Genomic DNA, 22,481 nt, shown 5'->3' with positions numbered 1-22,481 from the left:
GCCATGAGCAGTTCCGCCACCCCCAAGAAGGTCTACATCAAGACCTTCGGCTGCCAGATGAACGAGTACGACTCGGACAAGATGGCCGATGTGCTGGGCGCGGCGCAAGGCTATGTGCCCACCGACGACCCCGAGCAGGCCGACCTCATCCTGTTCAACACCTGTTCGGTGCGCGAGAAGGCGCAGGAGAAGGTGTTCTCCGACCTCGGGCGCGTCAAGCACCTGAAGAAAAAGGGCGTGAAGATCGGTGTGGGCGGTTGCGTGGCCAGCCAAGAGGGTGCGGCCATCATCGAGCGCGCCCCGTATGTGGACGTGGTGTTCGGCCCGCAAACCCTGCACCGCCTGCCGGAGATGCTGGCGCGCCGTGATTCGCAAAACCGCCCCCAGGTGGACATCAGCTTCCCCGAGATCGAAAAGTTCGACCACCTGCCGCCCGCCCGCGTGGAGGGCGCCTCGGCCTTCGTCTCCATCATGGAAGGCTGTTCGAAGTACTGCAGCTACTGCGTGGTGCCTTACACCCGCGGCGAGGAGGTCTCCCGCCCCTTCGAGGACGTGCTGGTGGAAGTGGCCGGCCTGGCCGACCAGGGGGTGAAGGAAGTGACGCTGCTGGGGCAGAACGTCAACGCCTACCGCGGCAAGATGGGCGACACCGCCGAGATCGCGGACTTTGCCCTGCTGCTGGAGTACGTGGCCGAGATCCCGGGGATCGAACGCATCCGCTACACCACGAGCCACCCCAACGAGTTCACGCAGCGTCTCATCGACGTATACGCCAAGGTGCCGCAGCTCGTGAACCACCTGCACCTGCCGGTGCAGCACGGCTCCGACCGCATCCTCTCGGCCATGAAACGCGGCTACACCGCCCTGGAGTACAAGAGCACCGTCCGCAAGCTGCGCGCCGTGCGGCCCGGCATCAGCCTGTCGAGCGACTTCATCGTGGGCTTCCCGGGCGAGACCGAGGACGACTTCGCCAAGCTGATGAAGCTCATCGAAGACGTGGGCTTCGATGCGAGCTTCAGCTTCGTCTTCAGCCCCCGCCCCGGCACGCCGGCAGCCGCCCTGCACGACGACACACCGCAGGAGGTGAAGCTCCGGCGGCTGCAGCACCTGCAGGCCACCATCGAAGCCCACGTGCGTCGCATCAGCGACAGCCGCGTGGGCACGGTGCAGCGCATCCTGGTGGAGGGCCCGTCGAAGAAGGATCCGGGCGAACTCATGGGCCGCACCGAGTGCAATCGCATCGTCAACTTCCCCGGCGGCCCGAACGCGGCCCGGCTGGTGGGCCAGATGATCGACGTGCGGATCACGTCCGCCCTGCCGCACTCGCTGCGCGGCGAGGTGGTGGTGAAGGAAGCCGCGACGGCCTGCTGACGCGCCCCAAGGATCAGAGGCTGCGGATCAGCGCCCCGCTGCCGCGGCGGATCTGCCCGACGGCTTGGTCCAGCCGGTCGATCAGGGTCTGCGGGCGGCCCTTGAGGTCCTGCGGGATGCAGGCAATGGCCGCATGCAGGTGCAGCTGCTCCAGCGGCGGCAGTTCAGGATGGTGCTGCAGGCCCAGCTCCAGGATGCGCTGGGCCAGGGCCTGGGCCTCGGTGCGGCTTTGCACCTGCTCCAGCACGACGACGAAGCGCGCATCGTCCAGGCGCAGCGGCACGTCGGCCGGGCTGCACACCTCGCGCAGCACGCGGGCACAGGCCCTCATCGCCGCCTCGGTCACCTGGGCCCCATGGGCGCGCTGCAGGTCCTCCAGGTTGGCCAGGCGCAGCATCACCACGGCGCCGAAGGTGTTCATGCGCAGCGAACGCACCGACAGCGACATCAGCAGGCCCGGCAGTTCGCCGCCGTGCAGCAGGCCGGTCCAGCGGTCCAGGCGGGCACCGTCGCGGCGTTCGCCGGGGTCGCGCATCAGGTCGCGGGCGCTGAAGTTCAACGCATAGGTGAGGATCAGGATCTCCAGCCCCGCGCCGGCGAGCATGCCGTAGCGGTCCCACCAGCCCCCCGCAGGCAGCCAGCCTCGCTCGGTCGCGGACTCCAGCGCCACTCCCGCCGCCGCGGCCAGGAAGGCCGCCGCATACCAGCCGATGTAGGGCAGCCGCACGCCGCGCAGGGCCCACAGCAGGAACACCACGGACAGCAGCGCCAGCAGGTAGTAGGCCCGCTGGGCCAGGACGACCGAAGGCTCGCGGGCCAGCTCGGGCCAGACCACGTAGCCCGCGGTGAGCGCCACGCCAAAGGCCGCGACCACGACCGCCCAGCGGTCCGCCCGCCGGTTGCCCAGGGCCCGGGGCAGCACCCGCCGGGCGAACAACAGGCTCACGGCGGCCAGCAAGGTGCCCGACACCAGCAACACCGCCGGCCCCATCGCCGGATCCTGGGCGCCGAGGACGGGCTTGACGTAGCCCAGTTGCGCAAGCTGGTACAGCACCATCATCACCACGTGCAGGGCGTACCAGGCGTTGACGGCGTCGCCGCGCATCAGCGCCTCCCCCGTGGCGTAGGCCAGGGCCATGGCGGCCACTCCCAGGAAGAGCCCGAGCCAGAGCAGTTCCAGCTCAGCCATGCGCGCGCCCACCGAAGCCGGCCCAGGCCAGGGCCAGGGCCGTGGCGAGCACCATGGCGGCATAGGTGGCCACACGGCCGTCGGCCCCGAGCAGGACGAGCCCCCCCAGCAAGGCGGCGGTGGCGGCCGCCGCGCTCCAGCCCAGCAGGCGCGCCCAGGCCACGCCGCGCAGCCGGCGCCACCACAGCAGCTTGCTCAGGGTCGTGGCCGTCGCCGCCAGGCCCAGGGCGGGAGCGAAGAGGTTGAGCAAGTGCCACAGGGCGTCGAGGAAACCCATGGGAAGCGATTGATTTGCATCAAGAAGGCCCGGGGGCTGGCGGGGTGCGGGCCAAAGCCGTGAATTTTATAATCGGGCGCATGAGCGTCATTGCCCTGGGCCTGAACCACACGAGCGCACCGCTGGACTTGCGCGGACGTTTTGCGTTCACGCCCGAGCAGCTCCCCCCGCTGTTGCGCCAATTGCGCGAGCGCGTGCACCAGACCCGGGAAGCGGCCCTCGTCTCCACCTGCAACCGCACCGAGCTGTACTGCGCCGCCTCGCCCGAGCAGGTGGCCCCCACGCTGGAATGGTTCGCCGCGTTGGGCGGTGTGAGCGCCAGCCAGCTTCGGCATCACACCTACGTGCTCGAGGACGGCCAGGCGGCTCGCCACGCCTTCCGCGTGGCCAGCGGGCTGGATTCCATGGTGCTGGGCGAACCGCAGATCCTGGGCCAGATGAAACAGGCGGTGCGCCAAGCCGATGCGGCCGGCACCCTGGGAACGACACTGCACCAGCTCTTTCAGCGCTCCTTCGCCGTGGCCAAGGAAGTGCGCACCTCCACCGAGATCGGCGCGCACTCGATCAGCATGGCTGCTGCGGCCGTGCGTCTGGCCGGCCAGCTCTTCGAGGATCTGAGCGAGGTCAAGGTGCTGTTCGTGGGCGCCGGAGAGATGATCGAGCTGGCGGCCACCCACTTCGCCGCAAAGACGCCGCGCGCCATGGCCGTGGCCAACCGCACGCTCGAGCGGGGCGAGAAGCTCGCCGCCCATTTCGGCGCCGAGGCGCTGCGCATGGCCGAGCTGCCCAGCCGCCTGGCCGAGTTCGACGTGGTGGTGTCGTGCACCGCCAGCTCCTTGCCGATCATCGGTCTGGGGGCCGTCGAACGGGCGCTCAAGGCCCGCCGTCATCGCCCGATGTTCATGGTCGACCTGGCCGTGCCGCGCGACATCGAGCCCGAGGTGGGTCAACTCGATGATGTGTACCTGTACACGGTGGACGACCTGAGCACCGTGGTGCAGACGGCCGGCGAGAAGCGCCAGGCGGCCGTGGCCCAGGCCGAGGCCATCATCGAGACCGGCGTGCAAAGCTTCGTGCACTGGCTGGACCAACGCGCCAGCGTGCCACTGATCCAAGCGCTCAACGCCCAGGCCGACGAGTGGCGCCGCGTGGAGATTGCCCGGGCACGCAAGGCCCTGGCCCGTGGTGAAGACGTCGAGGCCGTGCTGGAAGCGCTGTCGCGCGGCATGGCCAACAAGATGCTGCACGGGGCCCTGGCCGAGTTGCACAGTGCGGACCCCAAGCACCGCCAGCACCTGGCCGAGACGGTCTCGCGCCTGTTCCTGCGCCGCGCCGCCACCGACCCCAGCCGGCAAGGCAAGCGCTAGCGCACCGGGCCCGCGTCCGGGCCGCCGCGGCCCGCCCCCCCCTTCTTCCTGCCCGCTCCCTGATGAAAGACGCCCTGCGCCAGCAACTCGACCGCACCCTGCAACGCCTGCAGGAGCTCGATGCCGTGCTGGCCGCGCCGGACGTGGTGGCTGACATCACCCGCTTTCGCGACCTGACGCGCGAGCACAGCGAGGTGTCGGCGCTGGCCGAGCGCTACCGCCGCTTCCTGCAGCGCGAGCGGGATCTCGCCGCTGCTCGCGAGATGCTGGCCGACCCGGAGCTGGCCGAGATGGCCGCCGAGGAGGCCGCCCAGGCCGAGGCCGATCTGGCGCGCCTGGAGGTCGAGTTGCAGCGCGCCCTGCTGCCGCGCGACCCTGATGACGCGCGGCCCGCCTTCCTGGAGATCCGCGCCGGCACCGGTGGCGACGAATCGGCGCTCTTCGCGGCCGACCTGCTGCGCATGTACCTGCGCTATGCCGAGCGCCGGGGCTGGCGCAGCGAGATCCTCTCGGCCAGCGAATCCGACCTGGGGGGGTACAAGGAGGTGGTGGTGCGTATCGAGGGCGACGAGGTTTATGGCCACCTGCGCTTCGAGTCCGGCGGCCACCGCGTGCAGCGCGTGCCGGCCACGGAAACCCAGGGGCGCATCCACACCAGCGCCTGCACGGTGGCCGTGATGCCCGAACCCGACGAGGCCGAGGAGATCCAGCTCAATCCGGCCGAGCTGCGCATCGACACCTTCCGCGCCAGCGGCGCCGGCGGGCAGCACGTGAACAAGACCGACTCGGCCATCCGCATCACCCACCTGCCCACGGGCCTGGTGGCCGAATGCCAGGACGACCGCTCGCAGCACCGCAACAAGGCCAAGGCCATGGCGGTGCTGGCCGCGCGGCTGCGCGAGAAAGACCGGGCCGAGCGCGCCGCGAAGGAAGCAGCCACCCGCAAGAGCCTGATCGGCAGCGGCGACCGCAGTGACCGCATCCGCACCTACAACTTCCCGCAGGGCCGGCTCACCGACCATCGCATCAACCTCACGCTCTACAAGCTGGGGGCAGTGATGGAGGGCGAGCTCGACGACGTGATCGAGGCGCTGCGCAGCGCCCGAGAGGCCGAGCAGGCCGCGGGGCTCCTGCAAGAGATGGGCATCGAATGACCACGGTCGCGCAGGCACTGCAGGAAGCCGCGGCGCTGGGGGTGGACCGGTTCGATGCGCAACTGCTGCTGGCCGAGGTGCTGGGGCTGGGCGAGCGCGAAGCGCGCGCCTGGCTGCGGGCCCACGACACCGACCTCCTGGATGAACCGCAGCGCCAACGCTTTCGGGCCTTGCTGCAGCGGCGCCGGGCAGGCGAACCGGTGGCCTACCTGCTCGGGCGCAAGGAATTCCATGGCCTGATGCTGCAGGTGGGTCCCGATGTGCTGGTGCCGCGGCCGGACACCGAGGTGCTGGTGGACTGGGCGCTGGAAGTCCTGAAGGGCTGGTCGGCCCCACGCGTGCTCGACCTGGGCACTGGCAGCGGGGCAATCGCCCTGGCCCTGGCGCGGGGCCGACCGGATGCGGACGTCACGGTGGTGGACCTCAGCCCACGGGCGCTGCAGGTGGCGCTGTCGAATGCGACACGGCTGGGCCTGGCGCTGCGCGGCCTGCAGGGCTCGTGGTGGCAGGCCCTGCCGGGGGGCGAAGCGCCTTTCGATCTCGTCGTGAGCAACCCGCCCTACATTGCCGAGGACGACCCGCATTTGGCCGACCTCGCGCACGAGCCTCGGCTGGCGCTCACCTCCGGGCCCGACGGGCTGGATGCCATCCGCGCGATCATCGCGGGCGCTGCCCCGCATCTGCGAGCCGGCGCCTGGCTGCTGCTCGAACATGGCCACGACCAGGCCGACGCCGTGCAGGCCCTGCTGCGCCAGGCCGGGTTCGAGGCCGTGGACAGCCGCTGCGATCTGGCGGGCCACCGCCGTTGCACCGGGGGCGCCTGGCCGGCGCACAGGCCAGCAGCTAGCGAATCGAGGAGCGCTTGAAGCGGCCGCCCGCCACGTTGCCGATGTGGCGGTCGGCTTCGTAGAGATCCCCGCTGCTGTGCTGCACGGCCACGCGGTAGCCTTGCTGGCCGAACCATTGCGCCCATTGGCGCACGCGCTGCTCATCGGGATGCCAGGGCCCCTTGTCGGCCGTGGACAGGCGACGTGGGCTGCTGCTGAGGAAACACACTCTCCACATGGTCTGCGCAAAAGGATGCACAGAAGTGTCATGATGTCCCGCTGCACGAGCGGGCGTCCGGCACGGCCGCCACCCTAGCAGGCCATGGACGGCCTGCCAAGCGAAGCTTGTCACGCCTCGGGCCAAAACTTCAGGGCGTCAGCAGCTTGATGCGCCGCGGCCCCTCGGGTGCGGGCGACCCAGCACGCACACCGGGCAAGGCAGCCACCGACCGGGCTTGCTGCGCGCTCACGCCCACCTCGGAGGGCGGACATCGGCCGTCGCGGCGGTAGGCCAACGCGGTGTCCAGCAAGGCCTCTCCGGGCCCCCCCAGGGGGGCCTCCAGATCGTCGGGCACGGTGCAGGTGGGCACGATGCCGGTGTCCGGGAAGCGCTCGCCCCGGTCGTTGCGGCCCTCGAACTCGATTGGGAAGTAGGCATAGGTGCAGTTGCGGTACTGCGTGAAGCCATAGGGTTTGCCGCAGGTGGGGGTTCCCACCAGCACGACCTCCACGCCCACGCCGCGTAGCCCGCTGATGAGAGACTCGCTGGCCGAGCAACTGTCACCGGTGGTCAGCACGAACACACGGTCCAGGCCGAGGGTGGGCAGGACCTGCCCGGCTCGCGGGTTGGTGTAGCCCCCCAGGCTGAGAAGGCGGTCGTAGAAGGGCACGGACTGGTTCTCGCGCGAACGCTTGTCGCTGTAGACGAGGCGTTCGAACACCCGTCCGCTGCCCCGGCTGCCGGCCACCATGTGCCCGAGCTGCGAGGCGATGGCCAGATAGCCGCCGCCGTTGTAGCGCAGGTCCAGGACGAGGTCGGCGATGCCGGCATCGGCAAAGGCCGCCAGCGCATCGGCGAGCTGGTTCTGGCCGGACGGGGTGGAGAAGTCGGTGAGGTGCACGTACCCCACGTTGCCCGGCAACACCGTGGCCTGCTGCACCGGTGACAGGGAGTAGACGGCGTGGGTGAAGCTCACGGTGCGCGAGACGCTGGCCGGGGTGTCGCGCACCTCCAGCGTCAGGGTGCCGCCGGCCGCGGCGGGGTACAGCGCCTCGATCTGCGCCGACGTGAGGCGCGGGCCCACCGCCGTGCCATTGATCGCCACGATCTGCGCCCCGCGCGCGAGCCGGCCCGCCGCTGGTGAGCCGGCTTCCACGTAGCTCACGCGCAGACGGCCCAGGCCGTCGTAGACATAGTTCGCCCCGATACCCAGCCCCTGACCCTGCTCGAAGGTGGCTTCGGCGGCGGACTGGCGGATCACGAAGCTGAAACGATCGCGGCCATTGGGCACGCCCAAGCGGGTGAGCTCGTAGAACAGATCCTGCGGCGTGCCGGTGTAGAGGTTGGGGTTGATGTCGGGCACCTCCCGATAGAACAGGTGCTTCTCGTGCACGATAGAGCGCACCCAGTTGCGATGCCGCTCGGCCGTGCAAGTGGAGGCCACCCAGTCCTGGTCGAGTGCGCCGCTGGCGTTGGTGCTGACCAGCCGGCCTGCGAAATTCGACGAGGGCGGGATGCCGCTGTCATCGTCCCCGCCGCCGCGCGAAGGAAAGGGCGAGACGCCCGGGTCGCCGCCTCCGCCGCCGCAGGCTGCGAGCAGCAACGCCAAGCCGGCGAGAGCCATGCCGCGCAGGGCTCGCCATGGGGATCGGGCGGGGGAAAGGGGCAGGTGCATCATCGGCATGTTCTCCCTGGGCTGAGCCGGCCCGGCAGCCGGCGGCGGGCCGTACCCTAGCAGATCGGCCCGCGCCAGGCATCACCCCCGGGGAGGGATGCGGCGTGCATGCAACGCCTATGATCGGGTCTGTCGCCCGGTGCCTCGCATGAGTCTGCCTGTTTCACCCTTGTCCGCCCGATGCCTGCCCCCACTGGCCCGACTCCTGGGCGACTGGGTCCATGAGGTGAACCCTGCGTCCTTGCGGGCCGATGTCCTGGCCGGCCTGCTAGGGGCCGTCCTGGTACTGCCACAGGGCATCGCGTTTGCCACCTTGGCCGGCCTGCCACCGCAGTATGGTCTGTACACGGCCATCGTGCCGTGCATCGTCGCGGCACTGGCCGGCTCGAGCCGGCATGTGATGTCCGGCCCGACCAACGCAAACTCCCTGGCCCTCTATGCCATGCTCGCTCCGCTGGCGGCCGCCGGCAGCCCGCCGTACATCCAGCTCGCGTTGGCCGTGACCGTGTTGGTGGGGGTCATGCAGACGCTGGTGGGTGCCTTGCGCCTGGGCACGATCGCCAACTTCATCTCTCCTTCGGCGTTGATGGGGTTCACCAGCGGAGCGGCGCTGCTGATCGCCCTGTACGCGCTGCGCGACTTGCTGGGCCTGCCTGCGCTGCAGGGTCAGGGCGCCGGTGCCGTGCTGGCCCACCTCGCACGCCATGCCGGCGACATCCAGTTCAACGCCTTGGCCGTGGGTGGGGCCACGCTGTTGACCGCGGCGGTGCTACGCCGGCTCAACCCGCGCTGGCCCAGCATGTTAGGGGGGTTGGCTGCCGGCACCGTGCTGGCGACGGCGCTGAACCAGCAGGGTGCGCGGCTGGGCTGGGAACCGGTGGCAGTGGTCGGGGCCATCCCATCCCCCTGGCCGGCTTTCGCGGTGCCCGCCGTGGACTGGTCCAAGCTGCCCGAGCTGCTGGGCTTGGCCGCCGCACTGACCATCGTCGCCCTGGGGCAGTCGATCTCTATCGCCAAGGCCGTGGCCCAGCGTTCGGGCCAGCGCATCGATGCCAACCGCGAGTTCCTCGGCCAGGGTCTGTCCAACCTCGTCGGCGGTTTCTTTTCATCGTATGTGAGCTGCGGATCGCTCAACCGCTCCATGCCCAACCTGGAGGCCGGTGCGCGCACCCCGCTGGCCGCGGTGTTTTCGGCCATGTGGCTGATGGGGTTGGTGGCCTTCAGCGCTGCGCTGCTGGCGCTGATCCCGATGGCGGCCATCGCCGGGCTGCTGCTGCTGGTGGCCTGGGGGCTGCTCGACCTGCCGCGCTGGCGGCGCCTGTACCTGCTCAATCGCACCGAGTTCGGCATTGCCGCGCTCACGATGGCGGCCACCGTCAGCATCCGCCTGGAGGTGGCCATTCTGCTGGGCACCATCGCCTCGCTGATGAGCTACCTGCACCGCACGGCACGGCCGGCCATGCGCACGATGGGGTTCACCTCGATGGACGACGGACGGCATTTCGAGGTGATCGACGGACACCCCGAGGGCGCGCTGCCCGAATGTCCGCAGCTCAAGCTGTTGCGGATGGAGGGCTCGATCTACTTCGGCGCCACTCAGCACGTGGCCGACACCTTGCATGCCCTGCGCACGGCACCGCACGCGCCCAAGCACCTGCTGGTGATGGCCAAGAGCATGAACTTCATCGACCTGGCCGGAGCCGAGCTGTGGCAGGCGGAACTGGCCGCACGGCGCGCGATGGGCGGCGACCTGCACTTCCACCGGCCTCGCCCCCAAGTGCTGGAGATGTGGGAACGCACCGGCTTCACCGAGGCCCTCGGGCCGGACCACATCCATCCCGACAAGCGCACGGCCATCGCGCGGATCTTCCAGACCCTGGACCCGCAGATCTGCCGCACCTGCCGCGCCCGCATCTTCTGGGAATGCGGCAAGCTCGACCCGTGAAATCTACCGTTTCAGCAACCCCACCACCAATGAAACAATGAAGCCAACGAGAAAGACGAAGAAGAGGATCTTGGCGATGCCCGCGGCCCCGGCGGCGATGCCTCCGAAGCCGAGGATGGCAGCCACCAGGGCGATGACGAAAAAGACTGCCGCGTAGTACAACATGGAGTGATCCTGCCGCCTCAGTTGACCGACGTCTTGAGCCGGATGTCGTTCTTCACGTCCTTCACGCCGCGGATGCTGCGTGCGATCTCGCCGGCGCGCTGGATCTCGGCTGCGCTGTTGGCAAAGCCGCTGAGCTGCACCGTGCCGCGGAAGGTCTCGACCTGGATGTTCAGGGCGCTGACCGTCTTGTCCTCGACGAAGGCAGCCTTGACCTTGGTGGTGATCCAGGTGTCGTCGATCACCTCGCCGGCGCTGGCGCGGGTGGGGGTGGCCGAGCAGCCAGTGGCGGCGATGGTGACGCCCAACGCCACCGACAGGGCGGTGATGCGCAGCAGTTGACTCGTGTGCATGGTGTGCTCCTTCCATTGGATCTCATTCGAGACGCCTTCGACCCGATGCCGAAGGCCGTGAGGAAACTCTAGGCCGGCCCCCTGCGCCCGCCTGTCGGCTGCCAGCGGCCTCACCTGTCGGCATCGACCGACAGGTCTTACATCTCGTGACATACCCCACCCTCCGGGGTGATGACATGCGTCTGGCGACGCGAGAGGCAGGCACCTCAGATGCCGGGCCCGGCCACGCACCGGTGCAGACTTCGACCCGAACATGCCATGATGTCGCCCCGGGGGCCGCCCGCGGGCGGCTCCCGTCATCTCGGAGGAAGCCCATGTCCCTGCGCACCGTCCTGCTCGGCCTGGTGCTCGCGCTGATCGCGCTGTTCGCCGCCTTGAACTGGCCCGCCATCGTCGCGCCCACGGAGATTTATCTCCTGGTGGCTCAGACCCAGGCCCCGCTGGGCCTGGTGCTGCTGGGCCTTCTGGCGCTGGAGGCGGTGGTCTTCCTCACCTACATCGCGGTGATGCAGGCCCAGCGGCTGACGGAACTGCGCCGCCTCGTGCACGAAGCGCGTGAGCAGCGCGAACTGGCCGAGAAGGCGGAGGCCTCGCGTTACACCGAACTGCGCCAGTGGCTCAAGCAGGAGCTGTCCATGCTACGCCAGGACGTGTCCACGGTGTCGGGTGAGGTCGTCGCACAAACGCGCCGTCTGGACGAAGGCCTGCGCCAGGCCTTGAGCGACAGCGGCAACAGCCTGGCCGCCGCCCTGGGCGAGATCGAGGACAAGCTCGACCGACGGGCCCTGGCGGCTGCGGACCCCACCGCACCGACCGACACCGCACGCTGACATCGGACCGCCCCATCATGCCCAGCACCCTGGACGGCCAACTCGTCGTGGCCATTTCGTCGCGAGCCCTGTTCGACTTCGAGGAGGAGAACCGGATTTTCGAGGCCCAGGACGACCGCAGCTACATGCAACTGCAACTGCAGCGCCTGGACGTGCCGGCCCGCCCCGGCGTGGCCTTCTCGCTGGTGAACAAGCTGCTGGCCTTCAACCGCGGCGCCCCTGGGACGGCACCGCGCGTGGAGGTGGTGATCCTCTCGCGCAATGACCCGGTCTCGGGCATGCGCGTGTTCCGCTCAGCACAGCATTACGGCCTGCCCATCCAGCGCGGCGTGTTCACACGCGGGCAGTCGCCCTACCGCTACCTGCGCCCGCTCAACGCCCACCTCTTCCTGTCGGCCAACGAGGCCGATGTGCGTGCCGCGCTCGATGCGGGCTTCCCTGCTGCCCGGGTCTACCCGCTGTCGGCGCGCGCGTCCGATGCGCACCCCAGCGAGGTGCGCATCGCCTTCGATGGTGACGCCGTGCTCTTCTCAGACGAAGCCGAACAGGTCTTCCAGAGCGACGGCCTCGACGCCTTCCAGGCTCACGAGACACACCGTGCCGGCACACCGTTGCCGGCCGGCCCCTTCAAGCCGCTGCTCGAAGCCTTGCATCGTCTGCAACGCGAGGGCACCCCAGCCATGCGCATCCGCACCGCCCTGGTCACGGCCCGCAGCGCCCCGGCGCACGAACGCGCCATCCGCACGCTGATGGACTGGCAGATCGAGGTCGACGAGGCCATGTTCCTGGGCGGCCTGCCCAAAGGCGAATTCCTGCGCGAGTTCGAGCCCGACTTCTTCTTCGACGACCAGATGCGCCACGTCGAGAACGCGGCGCCGCATGTGCCTTCGGGGCATGTGGCTTCGGGTGTGACAAATTTGGCATCCTCTGGCGCACAGGGCCACACCCCCCACAATGGGGGGTGCCCTTGAAAAATCGGGGTTGATAGCCTTGCGCCGCCTGAAAGGTTTCGTTCAGCGCAACCTCAGGTTCGACAAGGCAAACCCGGTGAAAACCGGGGACGCAAAGCCTCCGGTCTAAGGCCACCGTCATGAGTGGCGACGATAGCGGGGTTGCCGAAAACATCGGCGGCCCCCGTCATCATGTCCGCTGAGCCGATGCCCGCCTGTCGATGTTCATCGCGAATCACAGGCAGGCATGCAGACAACAAAATGGCGGGGAGCGCTGCTTTTGGCGGCGACGGTCGTGTTTTTTGCCGGGGCTTCCGGCCCGGCGCGAGCTCAGGATGCCGCTCAGTTGGCCAACCAGGAACTGCTGCGCCAGCAGGAGCGCGAGCGCGCTCTGCGTGAGCAGTTGGAGCGCAGCCCCGACGTACGGCTGCCGCGCCCCACCGGTGCAGCGACGGCCCCGGTCGAGGCAAGCCAGGATCTCCCGTGCTTTCCCATCACCGGCGTGACCTTGCGGGGCGATGACGCCGGGCATTTCGAGTTTGCTGTTCAAGCCTTGCGCCAACGGCTCGCCCGCCCCGAAGGAGCCGCGGGCCCACCGCCGCAATGCCTGGGTGCCCGCGGCATCGAAGCTGCGCTGCGCGAAGCCCAGAACGCCCTGATCGAGCGCGGCTATGTCACCACGCGCGTGCTCGTGGAACCCCAGGATCTCAAGACGGGCACGCTCGCCCTCACCCTCATCCCTGGGCGTGTGCGTCGCATCCTGCTGGACGACACCAGTGACCCGCGGGCCACCTTGCGGAACGCCCTGCCGATCCGGCCGGGCCAGCGGCTGAACCTGCGCGATATCGAGCAAGGCTTGGAGAACCTCCAACGCGTGCCCACGGCCGAGGCCGACATCCAGATCGCCCCGGGGGAGCAACCTGGTGAAAGTGATCTCGTGGTGCGCTGGACCCAGGGCTTTCCGTGGCGTGTAGCGATCTCGCTGGACGACAGCGGGTCCAAGGCCACCGGCAAGTACCAGGGCTCCATGACACTGTCCTACGACCACTGGTGGACTCTCAACGACCTGTTCTACCTGAGCCTCAACCGCGACCTGGGCGGCGGCGAGCCCGGCAAGCGCGGCACCCGCGGCCACACGGCACACTACTCCCTGCCCTACGGTTACTGGCTGCTGGGCCTCACTGCCAGCGCGTACGACTACCACCAGGCCGTGGCCGGGGCCAGCCAGACCTATCTGTACAGCGGCAGCAGTGCCAACGCCGAACTCAAGCTGTCCCGGCTGCTGCATCGGGACGCCACGCGCAAGACCAGCGTCTCGGTCAAGGCCCTGTCCCGCCAATCACGCAACTACATCGATGACACCGAGGTCGAGGTGCAGCGTCGCCGCACCGGGGGGTGGGAGGCCTCGGTCAGCCATCGCGCCTTCGTAGGCCGGGGCTCCATCGATGCCAACTTGGCTTACCGGCGAGGCACGGGGGCGTTTTCTGCCATGGCTGCCCCGGAAGAAGCCTTTGGCGAAGGCACCTCGCGCTTCAAGATCGTGGTGGCCGACCTGGCCGCCACGCTGCCCGCGGCCGTTGAAGCCCCCTGGGGTCGCCAGCTCCTGCGCTATGGCACGGCTTGGCGGGCCCAATGGAACCGCACCCCCCTGGTGCCGCAGGACCGGTTTTCGATCGGTGGGCGTCACAGCGTGCGCGGCTTCGATGGCGAAACCACCTTGTCGGCCGAGCGAGGCTGGCTCTGGCGCAATGAGCTGGCCTTTGCTTTGGCGTCGATCGGTCAGGAGGCTTACGTCGGCGTAGACCACGGCGAAGTGGGGGGGCCATCGTCCGAGCGCCTGGCCGGCACCCGGCTGTCCGGCGCCACGCTGGGGCTGCGCGGGGCCTGGAAGGGCCTGAGCTACGAGGTGTTTGCCGGCTGGCCGCTGCGCAGGCCCTCCGGATTCGAAACGTCGAGCACGACGGCAGGATTCAGCCTGCACTGGACCCACTGACGACGTCGGCACATCCGCACAAGAAATTTCGAGGGAATAGAACACCATGAACAAGCGCCTGTTTCGCCTCGTCTTCAACCGCCGCCGCGGGCTCCTGATGGCCGTGGCCGAAACCACTTCCAGTCAGGGCAAGGCCGTGGGCACGACATCGAGTGGCCAGGGATCTTGCGCCGCGATGCCTGCCGGGCGCGCCACCGCGCTCGTCTCGTCGCTGTGGTTCGCGGGCCTGGTGTCATGGGGGCCCGTGCAGGCGCAGATCGTGGCCGACCCGAACGCCCCCGGCGCGCAACGCCCCACCGTGCTCACGGCGCCCAATGGCACGCCGCTGGTCAACATCCAGACGCCCAGCGCCGCGGGCGTGTCCCGCAACGCCTACCAGCAGTTCGACGTGAACAGCCAGGGGGCCATCCTCAACAACAGCCGCACCCACACGCAGACTCAGCTCGGCGGCTGGGTCCAGGGCAACCCGTGGCTGGCCACCGGCTCGGCACGCGTCATCCTCAATGAGGTGAACAGCGCCAACCCGAGCCATTTGCGTGGCCCCATTGAAGTGGCTGGCCAGCGGGCCGAGGTCGTCATCGCCAACCCGGCGGGCATCCAGGTCAACGGGGGCGGCTTCCTCAATGCCAGCCGTGTCACCCTCACCACGGGCACGCCCATCGTCAGCGGCGGCGCGCTCGACGGGTTCCGTGTCACCCAGGGCCAGATCCGCATCGAGGGCGCCGGCCTGGACGCCAGCCAGGCGGACCATGCCACGTTGTTGGCCCGCGCGGTACAGGTCAATGCCGGCATCTGGGCGCGTGAGCTCACGGTGAGCACCGGCGCGCAGCAGGCGTCCGCCTCCACAGAGAACGCTGCAGCCACCGTGCCGCTCCAGGGCACGGGTCAGGCACCGGGCGTCACGCTCGATGTCGCCCAGCTGGGCGGCATGTATGCCGGCAAGATCGTCCTGGTGGGCACCGAAGCGGGCCTGGGCGTGCGCAATGCCGGCGTGATCGCGGCCACCGAAGGAGACCTCGTCGTGCGCGCCGATGGCTGGCTCGACAACCGTGGGCACCTGCAGGCCCAGGGCGACGTGGCGGTCCAGACCTCGGGCGCCCTCTCCAACAGTGGCAGCCTCTATGCCCACGCACAGGCGTCGATCGAAAGCCGCTCAGGCATCGTGCAGACGGCCGGCGGCACCATGGCCGCGGGTGGCTCGCTGGCGCTGCGGGCCACCGCAGAGGGCGCACAGGTCACCACGCAAGGCGGGTCCGTCCTTGCGGCAGGCATGACCCCGCAAGGGCAGCTCACCGCCCCGGGCCAGCTCACGGTGCAGGCCGCCCATGCTGCGCAGATCCACGGACAGGCGCTGGCCAACGAGCAGGTGAGCCTCTCCGCTGCACAGGTCTCTCTGGCCAACGGCCAGATCGGAGCCCGCCAGATCCAAATCCATGCCACCGACGGCGACATCGATGCCACCGGGGCCACCCTCGCTGCGCAAGGCCCACTGAGCCTGGAGGCAGCCCGGACGCTGCGAACGGACGCAGCCCAGGTCAGTGCCGACACCCTTGAGCTCCAGGCGCGCGACCTCTCGAACGTGCGAGGCGAGCTGGTTCACAGCGGCGGGCGCGACCTCACGCTGCGCATCGACGGCGTCGTGGACAACCGCGAGGGCCGCATCGCGACGGCCGGTCGCAACCTGGAGATCCAGGCCGATCGATTCGTGAACGTGCACGGCCGCATCGAGCACGCGGGCGATGGACGCCTGACCTTGCGCGCCGGGGCGATCGACGCTTCGCATGGCCTCGTCGCCACGGCCAGCCAGGCCGACATCCAGGCCGACACCTTCACCCACGATGGCGCAGCACTGCAGGCCCAAGGGCTCAGGCTGCAGGCCCAGGACGCCAGCAACCGAGGCGGCGACATCGCCCTGTCGGGGGCCGGAGCCTCGCATGTGGCGGTGTCCAACGGGCTCGACAACACCGGCGGATCCCTGGCCGCCAACGGCCGGCTGGACGTCACCGCCGGGTCGATCGGCAACGCGCAAGGCTCCATCACCGCGCTGAACACGCTCACCGTTCAAAGCACGGGCCGGCTCGACAATGCGGCCGGGGAGCTTGCAGCCGGGGGCAGCCTGAGTCTGGACGGCGCCGAGATCGCCAACACCGGCGGGCGGGTGCAGGCCGGAAGCGACCTGCGGCTGCAGGCCGAACGCTTCACCCACAGCGGCCACGTGGTGGCCGGCGGCAACGTGGACCTCCGTGCTGTGCAGCTGCACGCCACGGCCAGCAGCGTGATCGCGGCCGGCGTGCGTGCGCCGGGTGAGGGCGCGGACAGCGTGCCGCCCTCCGCCGACTCGGGCCATCTCCGGATCACCGCTTCGGACACCCTCGTCGCGCAGGGTCGCCAGATCGCTGCGGGGCAAGCGCACCTGCAAGGCGCCAGCATCGATCTGACCGGGGGGCTCACCACGGCTCAGCACATCGAGATGCGCTCTGCCGGCGCCATCGTGACCGATGGCGCCACGGTCTCCACCCCCGGGCGCCTGCTCATCGCGGGGCAAGGGGCCGCACCGGCGGCGACCTTGAGCAATGTGCAAGGGGTGCTCAACGCCGGGCAGTTGGCGCTGGGTGTGAACCGCATCGACAACACCCGCGGCGAGATCGTGCAGACCGGCTCGGTCGACATGGTCATGGCCGTGGCTGGCGGCATCGACAATTCGCAAGGCCGCATCGCGGCCCGCGGCGAGCACCTGGCGATCCAGGCCGGCACACTCGTCAACCGCGATGGCAGCATCGAACACCACGGCAACGGCACATTCGCGCTGGACGCCGGCAGCTTCGACGGCCAGGGCGGCCAGGTCTTTGCACGCGCGGCGCTCGATCTGCAAGCCTCGGCCGTGCAACACGATGGCGCGCTCATCGAGGCACAGAGCCTGCGCATCCAAGCCGGCACGCTGAGCAACCAAGGCGGCGCCATCGTGCAGGTGGGCTCCGGCACGGCTCAACTTGCCGTGCACGGCCGCCTGGACAACACCCAGGGCACGATCGCCAGCCAGGGGGCGCTGGATCTGGCGGCGGGCACACTGCACAACGACGCCGGACGCATCACCGTGGCGCAGGACCTCGTGATCGAGGCCGGCGCGCTGGCCAACACCGGCACACTCTACGCTGGCCGAGACCAGCAAGTTGCCGTGAGCGGGCGCCTAGACAACACCGGTGTCCTGGCCGCACAGCGACACACCGAGGTTCTGGCGGGCGAACTGCAGCAAGGCGCCAACGGACTGCTCGCCGCCGGTCTGCGCACCGACGGGGCCCTGGAAGGAGGCGGCCACTTGGATGTGCGCACCGCGCAGACCCTCGCCTCACAGGGCCAGGCCCTGGCCTCCGCAGCCGTGTCGCTGGACGGCGCCCAGCTCGACCTGCGCGGCAGCCAGGTGCAGGGTGCGAACCTCTCGCTCACCGCGGGTGAAGGCCCCCTTGACACCCGCGGCGCCCTCGTCGCGACAACCGGACAACTCCATCTGACGGCCCGTGGCGAGGACGGCCTGCTCAACGCAGGCGGAACGCTTTCGGCAGGCCGCCTGGTGGTCGATGCCACCCGCATCGACAACACCCGCGGCGTGATGGTGCAGACCGGCCACCACGACCTGAACCTGCAGGCCGAGACCGTAAACAACACCGAAGGCCGCATCGCCTCGGCCGGCGGCAACCTCGGAATTCAGGCGCAGACGCTGGACAACACGCGTGGAGCCGTGCATGCCACGGCCGGCAGCCTCTGGGTCGAAGCCACCGAGGTGCGCAACCTGGAAGGTGGGCAACTTCATGCCGCCCAGTCCCTCACGCTGGATGCCCGGCAACTGAACAACGGCGGCAGCCTGTACGCCGGCACCTCGCTGGATGCTGTGGTGACGCAAACCCTTACCAATCGCGGCGTGATCGCCGCACGGGGCCACCTCACGCTGGACGCCGGCCGCGTGGAATCCGCTGCCACGGGAGTGCTGGCAGCGGGCCTGGAGCGCAACGGCGCCCTCACCGGCTCGGCCACCCTCGCGGTGTCGGCCCGGCAGGATCTGCAGGTGCAGGGTCAGACCCTCGCCTCGGGCGCAGCCACGCTGACGGGTGCCTCGGTGGACCTTTCTCACGCGGACGCACGCGCGACCAGCCTCCACCTTCACGCCACCCAGGCCGGTGTGCTGACCCGTGACGCCACCGTGGTGGCCACCGGCGCACTGAACATCCAGGCCGCCGCATCGCTCGACAACACCTCCGGCCTGCTGGCGGGTGGGCAGCTCCACCTCGACGCACGGGACATCGACAACCGCGCCGGCGAGATCGTCCAGACCGGCCGCGCCAACGCCGTGGTGAGCGCTGCGGCCTCACTGGACAACAGCCACGGGCGCATCGCGCTCAACGCTGACGAGGCGCGCCTGTCAGCCGCCACCTTGACCAACACCCATGGCCGCATCGAGCATGCGGGCGCGCAAACCCTCCACATCGAGGCGAGCACCCTCCAGGGTGAGCAAGGCCTCATCGAAAGCAACGCCCGGCTCGAACTGAGCGTCGAGGGCACGGCCCGCCTCGATGGCGCCGAAACCGTGGCGCGGCAACTGTCCGTCGACGCCGGCAGCCTGAGCCATCGCCACGCGGTGATGTTGCAGACCGGCACGGGGCCCGCCTCGGTCACTGCAACCGGTGCCATCGACAACACCGGTGGAACCGTCTCCAGCAACGGCTCGCTGGCGCTGCATGCGAACACGCTGACCAACCAGGGCGGGGCCCTCGTGACGGCGAATGCGCAGCGGCTCGACCTGACAGTGTCCGGCGCGCTGGACAACACCCTGGGCCAGATGGCCGCCGGTGGCGATGCCGCACTGAGCGCCGGACGGATCGACAACACCAGTGGACGCATCACCGCCGCCGCCACCGTGTCCCTGCAGGCGAGCCAGGACCTGGACAACGCATCCGGCGTGATGGCGGCCCGAAGCAACGTCAGCGCCTCGGCCTCCACCATCGACAACACCCAGGGCACACTGGCCTCCGTTCAAGCCGGTGTGAACCTGCACGCCAGCGGCCTTCTGCGCAACGATGCAGGGCGCATCGAGGCGGCTGGTGCCATCACATTGGAATCCGCCGGCCTGAGCAACACGCTCGCCGCGCAGTCGGGCGGACGCATCATCGGCCAGACCCTTCAGATCGACACCCGGGGGCAGGCGCTGGACAACACCGGGGGCACGCTGGCCGCGCGCGGGGAGGCCACCCTCGACACGGGCACCTTCCACAACACCTCGGGCCTCGTGCAAAGCGGCGGCCACCTGCGCATCGACACCCACCACCAGGTGCTCATCAACGCCCTCACGAACAGCACCGGCGACACCGGCCTCGTCAGCGGCGGCGAGATGACCCTGCTCACCGGGGCGCTGGACAACGATGCCGGCTTCATCGGTGCCGCGGGCGATCTCACGCTGCGCACCCAAACCCTCACCAACACCAGTGGGGCGCTGGTGCTGGGGCAGTCCGGGCTCGACCTGCAGGCCACCGGCCTGGACAACCGCGCAGGCCAGGTGCAGGTGGCAGGCTCGATGACCCTGGACCTCGGCAACGGCACGCTCGACAACCGGGGCAGCCTGCTGCGCGCGGGCGACACCCTGCGCATCACTGCCGCCACGATCGACAACCGCGGCACCCTGGGCAGCGACCAGGGCATCGAAGCGGCCGACCTTCATCTGGCCACGGCCACCTTGCGCAACGCCGAGGGCGCCCTGCGCGCGGACAGCAGCCTGGCCGTTGCCAGCCAAGGCAGCATCGACAACACCGGCGGCCTCATCACCTCGCTGGGCGAGGTGGCCCTCATCGACGCCCAGGCCGACCGCACGCTGAGCCTCACCAACGAAGGCGGCACGGTCTCCGCAGGACAAAGTCTCCAAATCCAGGCCGACCGCCTCACCGGCACCGGCCGCATCGTCTCCGGCAGCCATGCCTCCGTTGCACTCGATGCCAGCCTGGCCCACACCGGTGAGATGGCCGCGGCAGGCCACCTGCAGCTCACGCTCGGCGGTGCGCTCGACAACAGCGGACACATCGAGGCCGGCGGCCAGCTCCAGCTGAATGCCGCGAGTCTGGACAACCGGGCCAGCGGCGAGATCATCGGCCACGATGCCCGCCTCACCGTGGAGGGCGCGTTCACCAACCGGGGCCTTGTCGACGGGGCGGCCGTTCGCGTGCAAGCCGACACCCTGCACAACCTCGGCACCGGGCGCCTCTATGGCAACCACCTGGCCCTCCAGGCTGTCAGCCTCACCAACGACACCGAAACCCTGGCCGGCGTGCGCGCCGATGCGGTGATCGCAGCACGCGAGCGGCTGGACATCGGTGCCACCACGCTGGTGAACCGCGAACATGCCCTGCTGTTCAGCGCCGGCGACATGGCGCTGGGAGGCTCCCTGGACGCGAACGGGCGTGCAGCGGGAAGAGCGGACCTGATCCACAACGCCAGCGCCACCATCGAGGCGCTGGGGAATGTGGAGATGCGCGCGGCCCAAATGCTCAACGCCAACATGCACTTCAGCACGACGCTCGTGGCCGGCGCCAGCACCCCTGCACTTCGACTCTTGCACAACGGCGTGCAGTATGAAGCCCATGAGATCGCCACCAATTTCGGCGCATTGAACCAGTATCTCGACCGAGCTCATTGGCGGGTGCTGTTGCCCTCAGAGCAGTACCCGTTCGATCGCTTCCCCGCGGACGTGGCCAGCTGGGCGGTTCCTGCGGGATCGTCCTTTTTCCCTTTCATGATCGCCACCAGTCAGTCCTGCCTGGGCGCCGACTCTGAGGGAGGCTGCAGCGCCACAGCCCCAACCTACGCGGACAACCACGGCATCTGGCAGCGCTTCGGTGTGGCCCCTCCACCCGCCTACGACGGACCGATCTGCGACAGCGAAATCAACTGGTGTACCCCTGCACAATGGACCACCTACCAGCAGGCTCAAAACGCCCGCATGGCCGCTTACCAAGCACTGGATGCGCAGATCACGGCCTACAACCAGAGCATTCCTGGTCGGCTGCTGCGCGAATGGACTGTGCTTGATGTGACGCGAACGGTCCTCAGCCCTGAGGTCACTTCCAGCGATCCAGGGCTCATCCGTGTCGGTGGTCACTTGCAGCTCGATGCGACGGTCAGCGCCGTCAACGACAAGAGCCAGATCATCGTCGGCGGGAACGCCGAGATCACCGGCCAGCATCTGCAATCCTTGGATGCCCAGGCGCTAGCCACCACCCGCACAGCAGGCCATGCGGTGCAGTCTTACATCGTGACGCACACGTTCCGAAGTGATGACCGGCGCTACCGCTTCAGCCCCTACGAAGCAGAGGAGTCCAACACCGTGAACCTTCCGGTGGCAAGGTTCCAAACGAACACGTCTGTACCACCAGCTCATGCGGCCCCCGAACCCAGGAGTTCCGGAGGAACACCGCAGCCCGTCCAGCAAGGACCTTCGCTGGCACACGCCTCGGTCACGCAACGCGCGGTGATCACCGAAGTCCCGGCCGTCACGCCCGCGCAGGCCGTCTCCCGCAACGCGCTGGCCGCAGCCGCCACGGGCGTGTCGGCCCCGCAGCCCGGCGCCATCGCCACCGCACCGGCCGGCGAACTGGGCCAGGTGCCGGACGTGGGTTCATCCGGCCCAGGAGGGCCAGGCACCCCGTCCGCACAGCCCGTGGCCTCGGCCGCCGAAACGGTGCAAGCCCTCGCCCAGGGGGCCCAGGCCATCATCGGCATCGACGTGAACCGCCAGGTGCAAGCCGCTGCCGGCCCCACCGCCGTTGACCGTGCACAGCAGGCCGTGATCCGCACCGTGACGCTGCCGGTCAGCGTGCCCACCAGCAGCCTCTTCCGTCCGCAGCCCGAGCCCGGCGCGCGCTACCTCATCGAAACCGACCCGCGCTTCACCGACCACCGCCAGTGGCTGGGCAGCGACTACCTGATGGAGCAGCTCCAGTTCGACCCGGCCATGACGCAAAAGCGCCTGGGCGATGGCTTCTATGAACAGCGCCTGGTGGCCGAGCAGGTGGCCCAGCTCACCGGCCGGCGCTTCCTGGACGGCCATGCCGACGACGAAGCCCAGATGCGCGCCCTGATGGATGCGGGCCTGACCTTCGCCCACGAGCACGCGCTTCGGCCTGGCATTG

Annotated in this window: 15 protein-coding genes and 1 riboswitch; of the genes, 9 read left to right on the top strand and 6 right to left on the bottom strand. The window is 69.3% G+C overall.

Features of this window, described 5'->3' with window-relative positions; all coding sequences use genetic code 11:
• Nucleotides 1-3: 3 nt before the first annotated feature.
• Nucleotides 4-1,371 carry a tRNA (N6-isopentenyl adenosine(37)-C2)-methylthiotransferase MiaB gene (miaB, locus tag ACK4ZD_RS03875; protein WP_409658983.1) on the top strand — a complete coding sequence of 456 codons (1,368 nt, stop codon included), beginning with the start codon at nt 4-6 and terminating at the stop codon, nt 1,369-1,371.
• A gap of 13 nt (nt 1,372-1,384) precedes the next feature.
• Here the strand turns inward: miaB and ACK4ZD_RS03870 are convergent, their stop codons facing one another.
• Nucleotides 1,385-2,560, bottom strand: a complete 1,176-nt coding sequence (locus tag ACK4ZD_RS03870; protein WP_409658981.1) for a 7TM diverse intracellular signaling domain-containing protein — start codon at nt 2,558-2,560, stop codon at nt 1,385-1,387.
• On the bottom strand, nt 2,553-2,837 hold the full coding sequence (locus ACK4ZD_RS03865) for a hypothetical protein (RefSeq protein ID WP_409658979.1): 285 nt from the start codon (nt 2,835-2,837) through the stop codon (nt 2,553-2,555). Before ACK4ZD_RS03865 ends, ACK4ZD_RS03870 begins: the two co-directional genes overlap by 8 nt.
• Before the next feature lie 80 nt (nt 2,838-2,917).
• On the opposite strand from ACK4ZD_RS03865, the gene hemA reads away from it, so the two are divergent.
• The 3 genes from hemA (at nt 2,918) to prmC (ending at nt 6,224) form a co-directional block, all read left to right on the top strand.
• Entirely contained in the window at nt 2,918-4,204 is a 1,287-nt protein-coding gene (gene hemA, locus ACK4ZD_RS03860) for a glutamyl-tRNA reductase (protein WP_409658977.1), read from the top strand.
• A 62-nt stretch (nt 4,205-4,266) separates the two neighbouring features.
• Nucleotides 4,267-5,358, top strand: a complete 1,092-nt coding sequence (prfA, locus tag ACK4ZD_RS03855) for a peptide chain release factor 1 (protein ID WP_409658974.1) — start codon at nt 4,267-4,269, stop codon at nt 5,356-5,358.
• Nucleotides 5,355-6,224 carry a peptide chain release factor N(5)-glutamine methyltransferase gene (gene prmC, locus ACK4ZD_RS03850; RefSeq protein WP_409658972.1) on the top strand — a complete coding sequence of 290 codons (870 nt, stop codon included), beginning with the start codon at nt 5,355-5,357 and terminating at the stop codon, nt 6,222-6,224. Before prfA ends, prmC begins: the two co-directional genes overlap by 4 nt.
• Here the strand turns inward: prmC and ACK4ZD_RS03845 are convergent.
• Complete coding sequence (locus tag ACK4ZD_RS03845; RefSeq protein WP_409658971.1) at nt 6,202-6,414, bottom strand: hypothetical protein; 213 nt, start codon at nt 6,412-6,414, stop codon at nt 6,202-6,204. The genes prmC and ACK4ZD_RS03845 overlap by 23 nt on opposite strands.
• Nucleotides 6,415-6,553: 139 nt before the next feature.
• Nucleotides 6,554-8,083 (bottom strand): S41 family peptidase, encoded by a 1,530-nt coding sequence (locus tag ACK4ZD_RS03840; RefSeq protein WP_409658969.1) that lies wholly within the window; start codon nt 8,081-8,083, stop codon nt 6,554-6,556.
• A gap of 145 nt (nt 8,084-8,228) precedes the next feature.
• Between ACK4ZD_RS03840 and ACK4ZD_RS03835 the strand changes: the two genes are divergently transcribed.
• A complete protein-coding gene (locus ACK4ZD_RS03835) occupies nt 8,229-10,025 on the top strand; it encodes a SulP family inorganic anion transporter (RefSeq protein WP_409658967.1) in 1,797 nt (598 codons plus the stop codon).
• A 3-nt stretch (nt 10,026-10,028) separates the two neighbouring features.
• Here ACK4ZD_RS03835 and ACK4ZD_RS03830 read toward each other — a convergent pair whose 3' ends face one another.
• Nucleotides 10,029-10,190: a DUF1328 domain-containing protein gene (locus tag ACK4ZD_RS03830; protein ID WP_409658965.1), complete on the bottom strand. Its 162-nt coding sequence runs from the start codon at nt 10,188-10,190 to the stop codon at nt 10,029-10,031.
• 17 nt (nt 10,191-10,207) lie between these two features.
• On the bottom strand, nt 10,208-10,540 hold the full coding sequence (locus ACK4ZD_RS03825; protein ID WP_409658963.1) for a BON domain-containing protein: 333 nt from the start codon (nt 10,538-10,540) through the stop codon (nt 10,208-10,210).
• 314 nt (nt 10,541-10,854) lie between these two features.
• Between ACK4ZD_RS03825 and ACK4ZD_RS03820 the strand changes: the two genes are divergently transcribed.
• The 4 genes from ACK4ZD_RS03820 to ACK4ZD_RS03805 all read left to right on the top strand — a co-directional run.
• Nucleotides 10,855-11,370, top strand: coding sequence for a LapA family protein (locus tag ACK4ZD_RS03820; protein ID WP_409658961.1), 516 nt, complete (start codon nt 10,855-10,857; stop codon nt 11,368-11,370).
• Nucleotides 11,371-11,387: 17 nt separating this feature from the next.
• Entirely contained in the window at nt 11,388-12,341 is a 954-nt protein-coding gene (locus ACK4ZD_RS03815) for a 5'-nucleotidase (protein ID WP_409658959.1), read from the top strand.
• A gap of 56 nt (nt 12,342-12,397) precedes the next feature.
• Nucleotides 12,398-12,490, top strand: a riboswitch (cyclic di-GMP riboswitch).
• A 77-nt stretch (nt 12,491-12,567) separates the two neighbouring features.
• The gene (locus ACK4ZD_RS03810; RefSeq protein ID WP_409658958.1) at nt 12,568-14,313 is read left to right on the top strand and encodes a ShlB/FhaC/HecB family hemolysin secretion/activation protein; all 1,746 of its coding nucleotides are present in this window, start codon (nt 12,568-12,570) and stop codon (nt 14,311-14,313) included.
• A 46-nt stretch (nt 14,314-14,359) separates the two neighbouring features.
• The coding region (locus ACK4ZD_RS03805) for a filamentous hemagglutinin N-terminal domain-containing protein (RefSeq protein WP_409658956.1) at nt 14,360-22,481 on the top strand (8,122 nt) is incomplete at its 3' end.

This window comes from Caldimonas sp., from assembly GCF_046291045.1.
Taxonomy (GTDB): domain Bacteria; phylum Pseudomonadota; class Gammaproteobacteria; order Burkholderiales; family Burkholderiaceae_C; genus Caldimonas.
The sequence above is the reverse complement of the archived record's forward strand: the minus strand, read 5'-3'. Positions and strand labels throughout refer to the sequence as shown.

Coding starts and splice junctions, on each gene's coding strand:
- miaB (WP_409658983.1), top strand. CDS start 4: ATGAGCAGTTCCGCCACCCCCAAGAAGGTCTACATCAAGACCTTCGGC.
- ACK4ZD_RS03870 (WP_409658981.1), bottom strand. CDS start 2,560: ATGGCTGAGCTGGAACTGCTCTGGCTCGGGCTCTTCCTGGGAGTGGCC.
- ACK4ZD_RS03865 (WP_409658979.1), bottom strand. CDS start 2,837: ATGGGTTTCCTCGACGCCCTGTGGCACTTGCTCAACCTCTTCGCTCCC.
- hemA (WP_409658977.1), top strand. CDS start 2,918: ATGAGCGTCATTGCCCTGGGCCTGAACCACACGAGCGCACCGCTGGAC.
- prfA (WP_409658974.1), top strand. CDS start 4,267: ATGAAAGACGCCCTGCGCCAGCAACTCGACCGCACCCTGCAACGCCTG.
- prmC (WP_409658972.1), top strand. CDS start 5,355: ATGACCACGGTCGCGCAGGCACTGCAGGAAGCCGCGGCGCTGGGGGTG.
- ACK4ZD_RS03840 (WP_409658969.1), bottom strand. CDS start 8,083: ATGATGCACCTGCCCCTTTCCCCCGCCCGATCCCCATGGCGAGCCCTG.
- ACK4ZD_RS03835 (WP_409658967.1), top strand. CDS start 8,229: ATGAGTCTGCCTGTTTCACCCTTGTCCGCCCGATGCCTGCCCCCACTG.
- ACK4ZD_RS03830 (WP_409658965.1), bottom strand. CDS start 10,190: ATGTTGTACTACGCGGCAGTCTTTTTCGTCATCGCCCTGGTGGCTGCC.
- ACK4ZD_RS03825 (WP_409658963.1), bottom strand. CDS start 10,540: ATGCACACGAGTCAACTGCTGCGCATCACCGCCCTGTCGGTGGCGTTG.
- ACK4ZD_RS03820 (WP_409658961.1), top strand. CDS start 10,855: ATGTCCCTGCGCACCGTCCTGCTCGGCCTGGTGCTCGCGCTGATCGCG.
- ACK4ZD_RS03815 (WP_409658959.1), top strand. CDS start 11,388: ATGCCCAGCACCCTGGACGGCCAACTCGTCGTGGCCATTTCGTCGCGA.
- ACK4ZD_RS03810 (WP_409658958.1), top strand. CDS start 12,568: ATGCAGACAACAAAATGGCGGGGAGCGCTGCTTTTGGCGGCGACGGTC.